At 46.7% G+C, this 15987-nt stretch carries 15 protein-coding genes; 11 read left to right on the top strand and 4 right to left on the bottom strand.

Features of this window, described 5'->3' with window-relative positions; translation table 11 throughout:
• Positions 1 to 8: 8 nt before the first annotated feature.
• Both P2W76_RS03515 and P2W76_RS03510 read right to left on the bottom strand, forming a co-directional pair.
• Positions 9 to 488, bottom strand: coding sequence for an ankyrin repeat domain-containing protein (locus P2W76_RS03515; protein WP_276346110.1), 480 nt, complete (start codon positions 486 to 488; stop codon positions 9 to 11).
• A 3-nt stretch (positions 489 to 491) separates the two neighbouring features.
• A complete protein-coding gene (locus P2W76_RS03510) occupies positions 492 to 2741 on the bottom strand; it encodes a catalase (protein ID WP_276346109.1) in 2250 nt (749 codons plus the stop codon).
• A gap of 277 nt (positions 2742 to 3018) precedes the next feature.
• On the opposite strand from P2W76_RS03510, the gene P2W76_RS03505 reads away from it, so the two are divergent.
• The 5 genes from P2W76_RS03505 (at position 3019) to P2W76_RS03485 (ending at position 6603) form a co-directional block, all read left to right on the top strand.
• Positions 3019 to 3684, top strand: a complete 666-nt coding sequence (locus P2W76_RS03505) for an NAD(P)H-dependent oxidoreductase (RefSeq protein WP_276346108.1) — start codon at positions 3019 to 3021, stop codon at positions 3682 to 3684.
• 95 nt (positions 3685 to 3779) lie between these two features.
• The gene (locus P2W76_RS03500) at positions 3780 to 4994 is read left to right on the top strand and encodes a DUF1343 domain-containing protein (RefSeq protein ID WP_276346107.1); all 1215 of its coding nucleotides are present in this window, start codon (positions 3780 to 3782) and stop codon (positions 4992 to 4994) included.
• 22 nt (positions 4995 to 5016) lie between these two features.
• Positions 5017 to 5760, top strand: a complete 744-nt coding sequence (arr, locus tag P2W76_RS03495) for an NAD(+)--rifampin ADP-ribosyltransferase (protein WP_276346106.1) — start codon at positions 5017 to 5019, stop codon at positions 5758 to 5760.
• A 154-nt stretch (positions 5761 to 5914) separates the two neighbouring features.
• The gene (locus P2W76_RS03490) at positions 5915 to 6208 is read left to right on the top strand and encodes a type II toxin-antitoxin system HigB family toxin (RefSeq protein WP_276346105.1); all 294 of its coding nucleotides are present in this window, start codon (positions 5915 to 5917) and stop codon (positions 6206 to 6208) included.
• A gap of 17 nt (positions 6209 to 6225) precedes the next feature.
• Complete coding sequence (locus P2W76_RS03485; protein WP_276346104.1) at positions 6226 to 6603, top strand: XRE family transcriptional regulator; 378 nt, start codon at positions 6226 to 6228, stop codon at positions 6601 to 6603.
• 391 nt (positions 6604 to 6994) lie between these two features.
• Here the strand turns inward: P2W76_RS03485 and P2W76_RS03480 are convergent, their stop codons facing one another.
• The gene (locus P2W76_RS03480; RefSeq protein ID WP_276346103.1) at positions 6995 to 8134 is read right to left on the bottom strand and encodes a TlpA disulfide reductase family protein; all 1140 of its coding nucleotides are present in this window, start codon (positions 8132 to 8134) and stop codon (positions 6995 to 6997) included.
• 115 nt (positions 8135 to 8249) lie between these two features.
• Here P2W76_RS03480 and P2W76_RS03475 point away from each other — a divergent pair, with 115 nt between their 5' ends.
• Both P2W76_RS03475 and P2W76_RS03470 read left to right on the top strand, forming a co-directional pair.
• Positions 8250 to 9404 carry a histidine kinase gene (locus P2W76_RS03475; protein WP_276346102.1) on the top strand — a complete coding sequence of 385 codons (1155 nt, stop codon included), beginning with the start codon at positions 8250 to 8252 and terminating at the stop codon, positions 9402 to 9404.
• Positions 9382 to 10077 (top strand): response regulator transcription factor, encoded by a 696-nt coding sequence (locus P2W76_RS03470; protein WP_276346101.1) that lies wholly within the window; start codon positions 9382 to 9384, stop codon positions 10075 to 10077. Before P2W76_RS03475 ends, P2W76_RS03470 begins: the two co-directional genes overlap by 23 nt.
• 72 nt (positions 10078 to 10149) lie before the next feature.
• Here the strand turns inward: P2W76_RS03470 and P2W76_RS03465 are convergent, their stop codons facing one another.
• The gene (locus tag P2W76_RS03465) at positions 10150 to 10833 is read right to left on the bottom strand and encodes a zinc-binding dehydrogenase (RefSeq protein ID WP_276346100.1); all 684 of its coding nucleotides are present in this window, start codon (positions 10831 to 10833) and stop codon (positions 10150 to 10152) included.
• Between the two features lie 653 nt (positions 10834 to 11486).
• Between P2W76_RS03465 and P2W76_RS03460 the strand changes: the two genes are divergently transcribed.
• The 4 genes from P2W76_RS03460 (at position 11487) to P2W76_RS03445 (ending at position 15887) form a co-directional block, all read left to right on the top strand.
• On the top strand, positions 11487 to 14339 hold the full coding sequence (locus P2W76_RS03460) for a pitrilysin family protein (RefSeq protein WP_276346099.1): 2853 nt from the start codon (positions 11487 to 11489) through the stop codon (positions 14337 to 14339).
• A 62-nt stretch (positions 14340 to 14401) separates the two neighbouring features.
• A complete protein-coding gene (locus P2W76_RS03455; protein ID WP_276346098.1) occupies positions 14402 to 14764 on the top strand; it encodes a nuclear transport factor 2 family protein in 363 nt (120 codons plus the stop codon).
• A gap of 33 nt (positions 14765 to 14797) precedes the next feature.
• Entirely contained in the window at positions 14798 to 15283 is a 486-nt protein-coding gene (locus tag P2W76_RS03450) for a TlpA disulfide reductase family protein (protein WP_276346097.1), read from the top strand.
• Positions 15284 to 15287: 4 nt separating this feature from the next.
• Positions 15288 to 15887, top strand: coding sequence for a TlpA disulfide reductase family protein (locus P2W76_RS03445; RefSeq protein WP_276346096.1), 600 nt, complete (start codon positions 15288 to 15290; stop codon positions 15885 to 15887).
• The last annotated feature ends 100 nt before the right edge of the window (positions 15888 to 15987 follow it).

The following is a 15987-nucleotide window of genomic DNA, read 5'->3' as shown; positions in this document are numbered from 1 at the left end:
AATTTCATTTACCCTTTTCCGTCCAGGATCTCGATTCCTTCCACATTGCCCTGCTGGGCAGCGAGATCGTAAACGCTAAAGCCGCGCTGGTCGGTCACATCCTTGCTTGCTCCATGCTTAAGAAGCAAGCGAAGCATATCATTCCGGCCGAACATCGCCGCGAACATTAGCGCAGTGCCGCCATTGCCGTGCTGCATTTCGAGGTTTGCACCATGGAAGATCAATAGTTCAGCAACTTTAATGTAACCCTTGAAAGCCGCACCCATCAGGGCGGTATTGCCGCTATAGTCGACAGCGTTGACATCGGCACCATTGTCCAAAAGGAATTTAGCCGCATCATAGCGGTCGCTGTAACAGGCTATTATCAGGGGTGTAAAGCCCTTCTCGTCCCTCACGTCGAGGCTTGCACCTGTGTTGAGGATCTCTTCAAGAATATCCGCCCGGCCTTGCCGGGCGGCATGGATTATAATTTCAGGTGTAATTTCCATTTTTCAAGCCGGAACTTTCATAGACTTCTCACGGTCCCAGAACCGGTGTAAAGCTATTATTTTTATGAAATTTTCGCCAATAGATGAGGTTTTACCGATTATAAGCCCCTCTTCCAATGCCGATTTCGGAGACGGGTCTTCAGAGATCTTGTTGCTGAAGTAGGTCGCATCGATCACCGGCCGGGCCGACGAATCAACTGCAATAGCTTTGCAGTGCCTGAAGGCTTCATTTAAAAAATGAATAGCATCGGCGTTGGCTTCCAGGGTAGCCGAGCTTTTCACACCGCCCGGCACGAAAACGGCGTCAAACAGTACTGAAGCTGCTGTGAGGAACGACTCATCTGCAGGGATCTTTGTCTGGTCGTCTGCCAGGATCATTCCAAGTTTTGGTGCGATGATGGTTACAACGGCTGCTTCGCCCTCCAGTTTAGATTTCATGGCGGCCAGCGATTTACTGTCCACGCCATCGGCAGTCAGGAATGCGATCTTCCGTGTCCGGATCGAGTCTTTTACTGTGCCCGCCATACTGAGCGCAGGAGAGGTCCCAGCTTCGCTCATGGCGCCCTTGACTGGTTCGTAGTCGGCGGGGGCCGCATCCGCCGGAACGCTGAAATTCAGCTTTTTCGGGTCTTCAGGAACCTCCAGGCCCAGGTGAAGGGCTACAGGGGCTGCCAGTTCGGGGTCTACCTGGTGCAGGACGCCCAGCATGCGCTCACGAACGGCGATGGTCTTCACCTTTCCCAACTCGAATGAGAGGGCATCGATGATATGTTGTTTCTCCGGTTCAGATTGGCTTCTGAAAAACAGCCTTGCCTGGCTGAAATGGTCTAGAAAGCTTTTGCTTCGTGCACGCACCTTGCGGGCGTCGATCCGTTCATTATAAGATACAAAACCTCCGTCGGCAGCCGTAGCCTGCAGGGGCGCATTGTCCGACAATGAATTCGGCCCATAACTTGTTTTACCCTGGTTAATGGTTTGCCGCATAAAGCCATCCCGCTGATTATTGTGTACCGGTACAATAGGCCTGTTTATGGGGATTTCGTGAAAGTTGGGGCCACCCAGGCGGATAAGCTGCGTATCTGTGTAAGAAAACAAGCGCCCCTGCAAGAGCGGGTCGTTCGTAAAGTCGATACCAGGCACTACGTGGCCCACATGAAATGCAACCTGCTCTACCTCGGCAAAGAAATTATCCGGGTTCCGGTTAAGCGTCAGCTTTCCGATACGTCTCACAGGTACCAGTTCTTCCGGAATGATCTTCGTAGGATCAAGCAGGTCAAAGCTGAACTTAAATTCGTCTTCCTCCGGCACGATCTGTACACCGAATTCATATTCCGGAAAGTTGCCTGCTGCTATGGAGTCCCAGAGATCGCGGCGATGGAAATCAGGATCTTTACCCGAAATTTTCTGCGCCTCGTCCCACGCTACTGAATGCACGCCCAGAAGCGGCTTCCAGTGAAATTTTACAAAGCAGGCCTTTCCCTCTGTGTTCACAAACCGGAACGTGTGTACACCAAATCCCTCCATCATCCTGTAACTGCGTGGGATAGCGCGGTCGCTCATCGCCCACATGATCATATGTGCCGATTCGGGCATCATGGAAATGAAATCCCAGAATGTATCATGAGCAGTGGCTGCCTGTGGGATCTCGTTATCCGGCTCCGGCTTGGCTGCATGGATAAGGTCCGGAAACTTCATCGCATCCTGAATAAAGAATACTGGCATATTATTACCCACAAGGTCGAAATTGCCTTCCTGGGTATAGAATTTTACGGCGAACCCGCGCACATCACGCGCAAGGTCAGTAGATCCGCGTGAGCCTGCTACCGTCGAGAAGCGAACGAACACAGGGGTTTCCCGTCCTGCCTCGCCCAGGAAATGCGCCCTGGTATACTCATGTATGGACTCGTAGCAGGTAAATATCCCATGGGCACCAGCGCCCCGGGCATGAACAATGCGTTCCGGAATGCGTTCATGATCGAAATGGGTGATCTTTTCACGCAGGATGAAATCTTCCAGCAGGGTAGCACCGCGGTCGCCTGCCTTTAAAGAGTTTTGGTCGTCGTTAATGCGTACACCGTGGTTGGTGGTCATGGTTTCGCCCGCACTGGATTCCGTATTGCCGGCCAAATCATCAAGCTTATCGCCTGAGGATTCAGGCGCCGACTTTTTCAGATCGGTTGTTTTTTTGGGCGGACTGGGTTTGCCACTTGTAGATGTAGTGGCTTTAGCTGATTTTGTGGGTTCCTTTTTCATAAGCATAATGAATCTATGATTACTACAAAAATGGGTTAGGGTTTGTTCTACGAAAAAGCGGGATAAATACGGGTTTGGAGACGGCAGATCAGAGCGCTTTCTTATAGCCCTGGTGTTGAAGAAGTTGAAGCCGGAATACCTGCCTCAAAATGAGTATAATCAACTGCAATCTGTATCTTTATCCAAGCTCCTTCAAAGAATCAGAGAACAAAGACTGCACAAACTGGTTTATCAGGTGACTGAAAAGCCACGGCTGAAAAATGTAAATATAAAAACAATGCAAACAGAACACACCCTGCCCGATAAACAGGAGCCGTTACGGATCCTGGTTTTTTCCGGATCGTTAAGAAAGGCCTCCTACAATACCCAACTGGCAAAATTAGCGGCAGAAGTAATTGAAAAACATGGCGGCACGGTCGATTTTGCCGGTATGAGTGACTTTGATTGCCCGTCCTTCAATCAGGACCTGGAAGTAGACGGTTTCCATCCAGCGGGAGCCGAAGAACTTAACAGGCGCATTTTAGCCAATGATGCCTTTATCATTTCATCGCCCGAATACAATGGCTCGATACCCGGTTTCCTGAAAAACACCATCGACTGGGTATCGCGGTTTAAACCGCAGCCATTTAATGAAAAGCATGGCATGCTTATGTCTGCGTCACCCTCAATGGGAGGGGCCAATCACGGCCTCTGGTCCCTGAGGGTCCCGCTCGAGAAACTTGGTTCAAACCTTTTCTCTTCCATGTTTTCACTGGCAACAGCACATAAGGCCCTCACTCCCGAGGGGAAAATTGCCGATGAGACCTTGACAAAACGTTTTGAAGATAACCTGGTAGCCTTTATGAATTCGGTGGAAGCCGCCAAGAATTACCCTTGTATCAAAAAGGCCTGGGTCGAGTTTTTGGGAGAGCGTCCTGACCCGGCTACAGGGAGGGTTGAATGATAAGAGAGGTTGGCGAAGTATCAGGCGAACAGGGATCATGAAGGAGGTTGTCGATTAAGCCCTGAAATCTTACCTTAGCCCCAAAATACGTTATTATGAAATATCTGATCATCTGCCTTGCAGCCTTATGCGTCAGCTGCGCTTCTGCTAACCCGCAAAACGCATTGCGTGCGAACACCGCAAACCCGATCAGGACCGGTGCAGAGCAGACGGAAGAATATGTGCCTTACCTGAAAGGAAAGCGCGTGGCTATCCTGGCTAACCTTACTTCTATCATCGGGAAAACTCACCTGGTTGACAGCCTGCAAAGCCTGGGTGTGAACGTGGTTAAGGTTTTCGGTCCGGAGCATGGTTTCCGCGGAAACGCCAGTGCAGGCGTGCATGTGGAGGATGAAGTAGATGCTAAAACGGGCATCCCGGTTATTTCATTATACGGCAAAAAAAATAAGCCCTCCAAAGAGGACATGGCTGATGTTGACGTTATGGTGTACGACCTGCAGGATGTAGGAGTACGTTTTTATACCAATATCAACGCGTTGAGCCGCCTGATGGAGGCCTGCCACGAAAATGGAAAGGAACTTCTTATCCTGGACCGCCCTAATCCTAATGGCTACCTGGTTGACGGCGCTGTACTCGATATGAAATATAAATCAGGTATCGGTATGTTCCCGATCCCTATGTCACACGGGTTAACAGTGGCTGAATTTGCGCAAATGGCAAACGGCCAGGGATGGTTAAAAGATGGAGTAAAATGTAAGCTTAAGATCGTTAAGGTTGCTAATTACAACCATGATATGCCTTACACCCTGCCTGTCAGCCCTTCGCCGAACTTGAACACCCAGCAGGCTGTTATGCTGTATCCTTCTACCTGCATGTTTGAAGGGACCTACATTAATCTGGGTCGTGGTACCAAATTCCCCTTCACTGTTCTCGGCAGCCCGGAACTGAAAGGCAAGTATAAATTCAACTATACGCCAACCAGCATTAAGGGTATGGCAGAAACGCCGCTTTTCATGAACCAGGTTTGCTACGGACTCGACCTGCGCAACTACGATGTGGAGCAATTACGGAAAAAGAAGCAGATAAACCTCCGGTTTATAATGGAGTTGTACAAAGCACATCCATATAAAGAAAAATTCTTCGACTCTAAGCTGAGCAAGGAAATGAATAATATCGAGATCCAGATCGGTTCGGGATTATTCCGCCAGCAGATCATTGATGGGGTGCCGGAGGCTGAGATCAGGGCGAGTTGGGAGCCCGGCTTGAGTCAGTATAAGGAGATGAGGAAGAAGTACCTGTTGTATAATTAGTATTACCGCTCATAGCCGCGGTATGGAATTCTCGCCATTTAATAATGTAGTAAAACTCTGTCTTCAGGGTATGGACCTTGAGGATAAAAGCAAACCTGAAGAAGCAGGCCGGCTATTTCTTCAGGCCTGGGATGAAGCGACTAATGATTTCGAGAAATTTCTTGGTGCATATTACCTAGCCCGTGTTCAGAAAGATGTTTCCGGGCAATTAAAATGGCTCGAAGCAGCTCTGCAGTCGGCCTTAAAATGGGAGGACAACAACATTACGAGTGCTCTACCGGCTCTTTATTTCAACATCGGGAAATGCTGTGAGGAGGTGGGCGATCTGGCCGAAGCAAGAAAGAATTATGCCTTGTCAGGTTCGTATAGATATAAAATTTCTGACAAAGGTCCCTTTTATCATGGAACCAGAGCTGACTTGCAGGTTGGTGATGTACTGAAAGCTGGTCACGGCTCTAACTACCAGGCAGAACTTACAATGAATCATATCTATTTTACTGCATTGGTAAACGGTGCAGGGCTTGCTGCCGCATTGGCGCAGGGTACTGGCCGGGAACGCATTTATATCGTTGAGCCAACGGGGAATTTTGAAAATGACCCCAATGTTACTGATAAAAAGTTTCCAGGGAATCCAACGCGCTCGTATCGTTCGGAAAACCCGTTAAAAATAGTCGGTGAAATAACAGACTGGGTACGACCGGAACCTGAGCAGCTGGAAGCCTGGCGTAGAAAATTAGCAGATAATAAGGGGGATATTATAAATTAACCGCTTAACGTCAAAAATAAAGTTGCCTTTTTACCAACTTTATTTTATCTTTGATTAGTAAACCGGGAAGGCCCCGGACAGCGCCGTAAAGTGTAAAAATGCAGGATCACAAAAGATGTAAGAGATCGCCGATGGATAAAAGAATATACAAGCGATGATTATCATCTATCAAAAGAAATTGCAGGATTTTGTAAGGAAACATGCCGATGCATCAAACAGTATTACTACCTGGAAAAAGATAGTAGAAGAAGCTAAATGGGAAAAGGGAGCTGATATTTTAGCTGACTTTCCGAAAGCTAAACTTATACCGGCAAAACGTGCCCGTTTTAAAATTACCGGTAATAAGTACCGTTTAATCATTGAACTGGATTATGCAGATAAGATTGTAGAGATCCGGTTTATCGGTACTCATTCTGATTATGATAAAATTGATGCAGGGATAATTTAATATGATTAATTAAAATTATGAATAAGAAGCCACAGTGGTTCTTAATTGAAACCGAAGAAGATTATAATGACGCTGTTGCCAGGTATGAAAAAATTAAGCATGCAAGCGCCGGAGAAGAGCATCAGGAAAAACTCCTCCTTGTTCATCTGATTGCTCAATATGAAAGTAGTCTTTGGGATGTTCCTGAAGTTGATCCGGTCGAAATGATTAAAATACGTATGGAAGATTTTGGCTATAAGGCGGCCGATCTTGCAGCTATATATGGCGATAAGGGTACGGTGAGCAAAGTGTTAAATTATAAAAAACCTCTGTCGCTCACAATGATCCGGAAATTTAGTAAATTATTACATTTACCCGCCTCAGAGTTACTCAAGGAATACAAGCTCGCAAATTAGTTGTCATCCTAAGTATTCCATGCAAGTAGCTCCTGGCTTTATTCTGCCGGATACTACCGGTGCTATGCCCAGATGGTTATTAATAATGCAGCACCAAGACCTTTATCCAGTAGTCTGTTTTTGTGGGCTTTAATTTTAATACAGGTCGCCGCGGTAGTTTCATAGGAATTCCCATTCCAAGTTCATTGTAATTTATTAAAAGTCTTTGATTATTTTCTGTGCAGACGCAAACCTCTAATCCCGCGGAAAGTGGGACAGCTCCTCTTGGCAAAGGACTGGGAAGCGTACCGAAGCCCGCCTCCATTCCCCAGCTGCAGGCTATTTACGGTTTTCTCAAGATTCAAAAAGCCTCGGTACATATGGAGAGGTTTATAAGGAAATCACTATTAAACTATTGCAGCGCTCGTACGATCACTTCTTCCATATCAGCTGCTTCCCCCCAATTGATCCAACGGACCATTCCTATTTTGTCAATGAGAATATACATAGGAACCCCGCCATCGAATTTAAAATCCTTCTTAAACTGGGAACTGCCGCTTAATACCGGGAAGGTGACGCCTTTGATTTTGATGAGCTTTCTGGCGGCCTCCAGTTGTTTGAGGTCGTTGATCACACCATATACCTGGAAGCCTTTGCTTCTATATTTCTGGTAAAGGTTTTCCATTTTGGGCATGTTAATAATACAAGGGCCGCACCAGACCTCCCAAAGATCGAGCAGAACAACCTTGTCTTTAAAATCGCTCGAGGTGACTTTTTTCCCGTCAAAAGAGGTCAGTGCAAGTGCCGGGGATTTCGTATTCACAAGACTCAGGGCCGGATGAGTGGTCTTAGCGGGGATAAACTGGGTATATTCGCTTAAGAAGGGTGGAGATGAGAAATTATAGTTTAACGGCTTGTTGATCTTCAACCCGGTGATGTGGTAGTAGAGATCCTGGGTTTTACCGAAAGTCTCCTGATGCTCCCGGACGGCTGCGGGTAACATGCTGGCTTTATCGATGGTGATGGTCTTGCGGCGCCTGACCACGTCATATTCGGTGAGGTCGGGGTGATGAATAGCCAGATAGTAGTATTTTTCATCCTGTGCCAGGGTGATTTTCGAGGCTCTAGAGGTATCGATCTTAACCAGGTCGCGCATTAAAACCCTGCCGCCGCCTGTGCCGGCAAGCCTTGAAAAGCCAGCACCAGTGATCGACATCTCGTAACGTTTTTTGTCCTGGTCGGTGTGATAAGCGATATGCCCATCATAAACCTGCTCAGAATTGTCGCCATCTTGTTTAGCAAAGAAATGAAAGCCATAGATAGAATCCTGCGGGATTATCTGCAACAAAACCTTTCCTGTTATAATCCTTGTATTGCCGGTAACGAGCGTGTCGGTTCGCTGAAGTGTGTACTCGATAGTCTGAAGCGCCTGCTGTGCTTTTTGTACTTCAGCAATAATGTCGTTAATTGTTAACGTTATATCAGGTTTTGACTGCGCGCAAACAGTCTTATAAATTGTAAGTGACAGGAGTATAAAAAGAGTCTTTTTCATCGTATTTTCTTTTGGTGTGGATCAAACCTAGCTTCTTTAATAGGAATGGAAGAAGTTACTAGACGGAGGCTTTCATAAATTAGACGAGCCCGCTCTGTCGAAAAAAATCCAGGGTTTGTCGAAAAAGGAGTGGAGATCTCATCCGGAAGTCCTTAAAGGCTTTATATTGACGGTTATTATGGTATCAGCTTATTTTAGGGACAAGTACGGAAGGATTGAGATCGCTTTCTTTATTATATACTACCTGCTCTTTCCTGTTTTGACGACGATTGAAATGCAGGTCTTCGAGCCCCACCCTTATAAATTGAACATGGGGGAGACGCTCTTCTACGGGATCATTACAATGATCCCACCCTGGATCTGCTATAAGGTAGTTATCCAGGGCTATCTTTTTAACAAGAAATACCTCCGGTTCGTTTTTTTCTTTGTCCTGTACCTGGTCTTCTCGAATTTCTACGATATAGGCGTGCACTGGCTTATCTCCAATATGTCGTTCTTGCCGGCCAATATCGTTCAGCGCGCGGCGAGTCGCTACAGTATAGATATAAAATACAACCTGGGGCATTTCATCAGTGTGTATATGCTGCGAGAGCTGATCGTACTTTCTGCCCTGGCGTATTTTACGCGGTCGGCAAGGCAAGAAAAGCTGATCAGTGATCTGAAAGAACAACAGCTGCAATCAGAACTCAGGTACCTGAAGGTGCAGTTGCAGCCGCATTTCTTCTTTAACACGCTGAACAATATTTACGCGCTGACCTTGCAACGCTCGGAAAAAGCAGCTTCCTTAGTGGCGAAACATGCTGAAATGATGCGTTATATCCTGTATGAGTCGTCGCAAAACATAGTGAGCCTGCAGAAAGATGTTGATTTCCTGAAAAACTATGTAGAGGTGGAGGCCATGCGGCATTCGGATAAGATCGATATCAGCTTTGAGACGCAGGGGATCATCGCTCAAGCGCTGATCGAGCCTTTACTCTTGCTGCCCTTTGTGGAAAATACGTTTAAGCATGGTATCCGTGAGGAAACCTCGGATGGCTATGTTTACATCGTTATCAGCCTCGTAGAAAAGGAACTGTTTATGGAGATCAGAAATAGTAAACCCGCAAGGGGCAGGGGCGGGAAGACAGGTATCGGGCTCCAAAATGTGGTCAGGCGACTGGAGATCCTTTACCCGGGCAGGTACACGCTTGAGATAGAAGATAAAGAGCGCTCTTATGAACTGCGTTTAAACTTAATCGTGAAAACAGATGATCAGATGTATAGTAGTTGACGACGAGCCGCTGGCACAGCAGGTGCTGCAGGAGCATATCCACAGGATCCCGGAATTAAGTCTCGTGAAGACTTGCAGCAACGCGCTGGAAGCTTTTGAAATTATTCACAAGGAAACTGTGGACTTGATCTTCCTGGATATCCAAATGCCATCGCTGACGGGAATCGACTTTATCCGGTCGCTAAAAGATCCGCCTGCCGTGATTTTCATCACGGCCTATTCTGAATATGCCGTGCAAAGCTACGAATTGAACGCGGTAGATTATCTCCTTAAGCCGGTTACGTTTGAGCGTCTTGGTATCAGCATCCGGAAATTGTTGAAGCAGCAGGCAGACGCTGAACCGCAGCCCGGCTATTCCTATTTTAAAGCAAACGGGAAGATGGTAAAGATCATGCACACAGATATTATCTGCGCCCAGTCAATCAAGGATTATATCATCATCAAAACGTTAAAAGCAAACTACGTTACTCACATGACGATGAAATATCTTACCGGCCTGCTTCCGGCTGAACTTTTCCGGCGTGTACACAGATCTTTTATCGTAGGTACTAATCATATCACTTCCATTGGCAGAAATGAAATAGAGCTCGGAGACATGAAAGTTCCCGTGGGGGAATCGTATAAAATTGATGCGATACGCATCCCTGGGGTTCACGGTGTTAAGCGCATTTAACCGTCTGGTCCCGCTGGTTCCCGTCAATGATCACCGCGGTTTGTTCGTTTCACGGCCGGGGATTTAGTAATCTTATGGTTTGAGTACCACCTTAACACAATCATCTTCTTTCTTATCAAAAATTTCATATCCTTTTGCAGCTTCAGCAAGCGGCAAGCGATGTGTAATGATATCATCCAGTATCACCTTTTCATCTTTCACCAGACCGGTCAGCTTATCGATATAGTTCAGCACCGGGGCTTGTCCCTGTTTGATGGTCAGACCCTTGTCGAAGATCCGGTGCAGGGGGAAATTATCATATGTACTTCCATATACTCCCATGATACTCACGGTACCGCTCCTTCTGACGGCGAGGAATGCCATCTCCAAAACTTTTATGCTTCCCTTTTCAAAGTTGACAGTTGTCTTTACCCGGTCTATGATGGTACGCTCCGGCTCGAATCCTACAGCATCAACACATACGTCGGCGCCACGGCCGCCTGTCATATCCCGTATGGCTTCGATCACGTCTACCTCATGGGGGTTAAGGGTATCTACGTTATTAACCTTTCTTGCTTTTTCCAGGCGGTAGTTCAGGGGATCTATCGCAATTACCCGGCTGGCACCGTTCAGCCAGGCTGCTTTCTGCGCCATAAGTCCGACGGGACCTGAACCAAATATGGCCACTACTTCGCCGCCTCTGAGCTGTGCCCAGTCTATGGCCGACCAGCCGGTAGGAAATATATCAGTCAGGAATAATACCTGTTCATCAGTCATGTTTTCCGGTACGATACGGGGACTGATATCTGCGTAGGGGACCCGTACGTACAGAATACCCTTATCTAAACTATCAAGCAATTTGTTCGACACGGCTTCGACTGCGCTTCGACAATTGTTCGAGTGGGCTTCGACAACTGTTCGAGTCGGCTTCGACTGCGCTTCGGGTTTTGGCTGTATCTGTGCCGTATCAGCGCCGTGACAGGTTCGGCACAGATTCGTGTCAGGTTCGGCGGGGATTGCGCGGCCACCGAAAAAATCACGAAAACTCGCCGAATCAGACACGAAGCAGGTAATAATCTGTTATCTCTCAGATGCAAACCTGCGTCAGTCAGCGGCAGAAAGCGAGCGCCTTCTGCAACGGGAATTGGTGATAAAGGTTATCAATCAGTCACCAATCAATCACCAATCAATCATCAATCGGTCAATTCAGGTCATTTTTTGGTTAACCCTGAGAGCTCGTTTACGTTTGGTCTGGCAAATAGTTATACCGGTGGACGCACAGCTGAATTAACTGAATTTTTAATATTTTAAATTTTAAACATTATGGGAAGAATAATACACAGATCCGCAGCAGATAATATTGCCTTCTCTTCCACTATTGTGATTTGGGTATCAAATAATTATCTTGGGTCACCAATTATTATACCCTTATGAAAATTAACGTCAAAATATGCTTTGCAGTCCTGGCATTCTTAAGTCTCAATGCCGGCGCTCAGACCCTGAAGCCTGCGGGCCAGGCTAAACTTGTTGAAAAGGTTGCCCGTAAAGGCAGCGAGATCATTATTCCTTACGAAAAGTATGTATTGCCAAATGGTCTTACCGTTGTTGTCCATGAGGATCATTCTGACCCTGTAGTGCATGTGGATGTAACCTATCACGTGGGCTCGGCAAGAGAAGAGGTGGGTAAGTCGGGATTTGCTCATTTTTTTGAACATATGATGTTCCAGGGATCGGATAACGTAGCGGATGAGGAACATTTTAAGATCGTGTCACAGGCAGGTGGAACGTTAAACGGCAGCACCAACCGCGACCGCACCAATTATTATCAGACTTTGCCAAGCAACCAGCTCGAAACAGCTTTATGGCTTGAGGCAGACCGTATGGGTTTTTTACTGGATGCTGTGACACAGCAGAAATTTGAGATACAGCGCTCAACGGTTAAGAACGAACGCGGCCAGAATTATGATAACCGCCCCTATGGCCTTGTGTATGAAAAGACTTCGGCGGCTTTGTATCCGTACGGGCACCCATATTCATGGACTACCATTGGTTATATCGAGGACCTGAACCGTGGGAACCTGGACGACCTGAAGAATTTTTTCCTGCGCTGGTACGGACCAAACAATGCAACGCTGACCGTTGGCGGTGATGTAAGTCCTGCACAGGTTGTAAAACTGGCTGAGAAGTATTTCGGACCTATAAAGAAAGGCCCGGCAGTGCAGAATATGAAACTGCCTGCGCCTGTTCTGGATAAGGACCGCTATATTTCTTACGAGGATAATGTACGTTTTCCCTTACTCCAGATGACATTTCCCACTGTGCCGCGATTCCACCAGGATGAGGTGCCGCTCGATCTCTTAGCGGAAATAATAGGGCAGGGCAAAAATTCTATCCTTTATAAAAACCTGGTTAAGACCCAGAAGGCTGTACAGGCGTCCGCATCCAACCCATGCTCTGAGCTTGGAGGTGAATTTTCAATAACTGTCTTGCCTTTCCCCACACAAACGCTTGCTGAAATGGAAAAGCTGGTCAGGCAAGCGCTTGTCGAATTCGAAAAAACCGGTATCAGTGACGACGCGCTCACCCGTTTTAAGGCTTCGTATGAAGCAAATGAGATCAATACGCTGTCGAGCGTGGCTGGAAAAACCGCTGCACTCGCAGCGTATCAAACTTTTACGGGTAATCCTAATTATCTTCCTGCCGACCTTAAACGTTATAAAGGTGTAACGCGTGAGGATGTGATGAGGGTTTACAATAAGTATATTAAGGGTAAACACGCCGTACTGCTGAGCGTAGTACCCAAGGGCAAGGCGGATGCTGTAGCAGCGCCGGATAATTATACTGTTAACCCGGCAGGTTATGTGCCGCCCAAAGACCAGTATAGCGGCCTGAAGTACGAAAAGGCGAAAGATAATTTCGACAGGAAGCAAAGGCCGCCGTCAGGACCTAATCCGGTGGTTAATGTACCGCCGTTCTGGACTGATAAGACCAGTAATGGTGTACGGATCATCGGTGCAAAATACAACGAAGTGCCTTCTGTGGCCTTATTGTTCTCGATAAAAGGCGGGCATAAGCTGGAAGCGAAGGATCCCGGGAAAGCTGGTATTGCTTCCTTAACAGCTGCCATGCTGAATGAAGGTTCAGAAAAATACTCGTCTGAGGAAATTAGCAGCCAGCTTGAAAAATTAGGCTCCTCGATCAGCTTTTACAGCGGCGCCGACCGTTTGAACATTTCTGTACAATCCTTGACCAAGAACCTGGATGCGACCCTGGCTCTGCTTGAGGAACGGATGTTACATCCACGTTTTGACCCGGCAGATTTCGACCGCATAAAAAAGCAAACGATCGAGTCAATAGCTAACCAAAGCACGCAGGCCAACGTGGTAGCTTCCAACGTATACAGCAGATTGCTTTACGGTGACGGTAATATCATGGCAATTCCAAATATCGGCACAACAGCCAGCGTGGGGTCGATCACCCTGGACGATGTCAAGAAGTTCTACAGGGATAACTTTTCAGCCGCTGTTGCCGACCTGGTGATCGTTGGCGATACTGAGCAAAAGCTTATTATGCCTAAACTTGCATTCCTTAATAAATGGCAGGCAAAGCCTGTAGCGATCCCTGCTGATGTCAAGCCGGCTGTAATAGAGAAAACTAAGATCTATCTTGTCAACAAAGATAAGGCCGCCCAATCGGAGATCAGGATCGGGTACATCGCACTGCCTTATGATGCCACGGGCGAATACTACAGGGCAGGTATTATGAATTATATTTTAGGAGGCGCCTTTAACAGTCGTATAAACCTAAATCTGCGCGAAGACAAGGGTTATACTTATGGCGCTGGTTCTGGTTTTTCGGGAACTGAATTTCCGGGACCATATACTGCTTCTGCCGGGGTCCGCACCAATGTTTCAGATAGCTCGGTGGTGGAATTTATTAAGGAGATCAAGCGATACAAGGAGGAAGGTATTACAGATGAGGAACTTGCCTTTGTGAAGAGTGCCATCGGGCAGAGCGATGCCCGTAAATATGAGACTGCACTGCAAAAAGCGTCTTTCCTGAGTAATATTATCCGTTACGATCTTGATAAGGACTTCGTGAAAAAGCAGAACGAGATATTGCAGAATATAACTAAGGCTGAGATCAATGCTTTAGCGGCAAAACATTTACCTGTTGACAAAATGAATATTGTGATCGTAGGGGATAAGGGTGTTATCAAGCCCGGGCTGGAAAAACTTGGTTATGAGGTGATCGAAGTTGATTCTGACGGAAAGCTGCTTTAAGTCAAAAGTCTCCGCCGGCAGGCGGGGGAAAACAATATTCTATTACTAACTGTTTCACTACAATGGCAACAACAAAAGAACTTATCGAACAGATCAACCGTCTCTTTACGGATGGCAGGATGGAGGCTTTTATGGATTACCTGGCAGAGGATGTCGTTTGGGATATGTATAGTTCCTCTTCAGGACATACCAGGTTTAACGGATTGGAAGAGCTCAGCAAAATGGATGGCAGCGATATGCCCGAGCATACCAACTTCCGGTTCAGCACGGTAGTAATTGAAGGCGATATGGCCTCCGTACAAGGGTCGAGTACCAACAAGAGAAAAGACGGTACGGAGTACGAGAGCAACTTCTGCGATATTTATCATTTTAAAGATGATAAGGTCGTAAAAATGAGCTCTTATGTAGTGGATAATATAAAATAGAATTTAGGTACAGCTTATTGTGTAATTTCGCGGATGCGATCAATTCTTGCAGGTGCCTTTCTCTTTATATTTTTAGGCCCGTCACCCAATATAAAAGGCCAGACGGTTAGGCTGATCACGTTAGACCAATTGGAAAAGCGTTTAGACCAAGGCAAGGATACTACCTATGTGGTTAATTTCTGGGCTACATGGTGTGCTCCGTGCCTGAAAGAACTGCCTCATTTTGAAAGGCTTGGTATAGAACTGCAAAACGATAAAGTTAAGATCCTTCTGCTCAGTATCGATTTACCTTCAAAACTGAATTCTGCTGTTAAACCGATAACAAAGCGGCTGAAGCTTAAGAACGAGGTGCTTTTACTCAATGAAAAGAACCAGCAAGCGTACCCCGGCCGTGTTGACAAAAGCTGGTCGGGCGCTTTGCCTGCAACAATCTTTATAAACAGATCCAAAGGTAAACGTGAGTTCTACCAAAAGGAATTTACCTATGATGACCTGTTAAAAGCATATAAGTCTATTTAATATTTTGAAGGCGAAGTACCTTACCACATCCAATCTGATTACCGCTATCCTGGTAGTTTTCATGCTTGCTATGTTTCTAAATCCCGATTTCAAGGGACTTGTGATGCAGAACCTGATGAAAATAGGTTTGTTTCAGCCGAAGGTGCCCGATGGCCCTGGTCAGCTGCTAACCGGGACGGTTATAAAGGGGGAGGACAAAGAGATCATGTTCAAAAGTTCCAATGACGAGATCATGAAGCTGGCCGATCAAAAAGGAAAGGTTGTTTTTATCAACTTCTGGGCTACATGGTGCCCGCCCTGTATCGCAGAAATGCCGTCCATCAACAAACTTTACGCGGAACTACGTAAGCATAAAGAGATGATGTTTGTAATGGTTGATGTCGACAATAACAGGAGCAAGTCTCAGAAGTTTATGGACAGGAGAAAGTTTTCATTACCCGTTTACACCCCCACCGGCCCAATACCGTCTTCTTACATGGACGGAACCTTACCTACAACGCTGGTTCTCGATAAACAGGGCAGAGTGGTTTTCAAACATGAGGGAATGGGCGATTTTACCAACGAGGAGTTTAAGGCATTCCTGGTCAGGCTTATTGCTGAGTAAGGTAGCCGGGACGTCTATCGTTATGGCAGGCTTTACGATTGGGCTGGTGCGATAGACATGCATATCGTGCGCTGAGAATGCCTGCGCACGGTGACACTCT

This window comes from Daejeonella sp. JGW-45 (genome assembly GCF_029360805.1).
In the GTDB taxonomy this organism is placed as follows: domain Bacteria; phylum Bacteroidota; class Bacteroidia; order Sphingobacteriales; family Sphingobacteriaceae; genus Daejeonella.
This window is presented reverse-complemented; position numbering and strand designations above follow the sequence as displayed.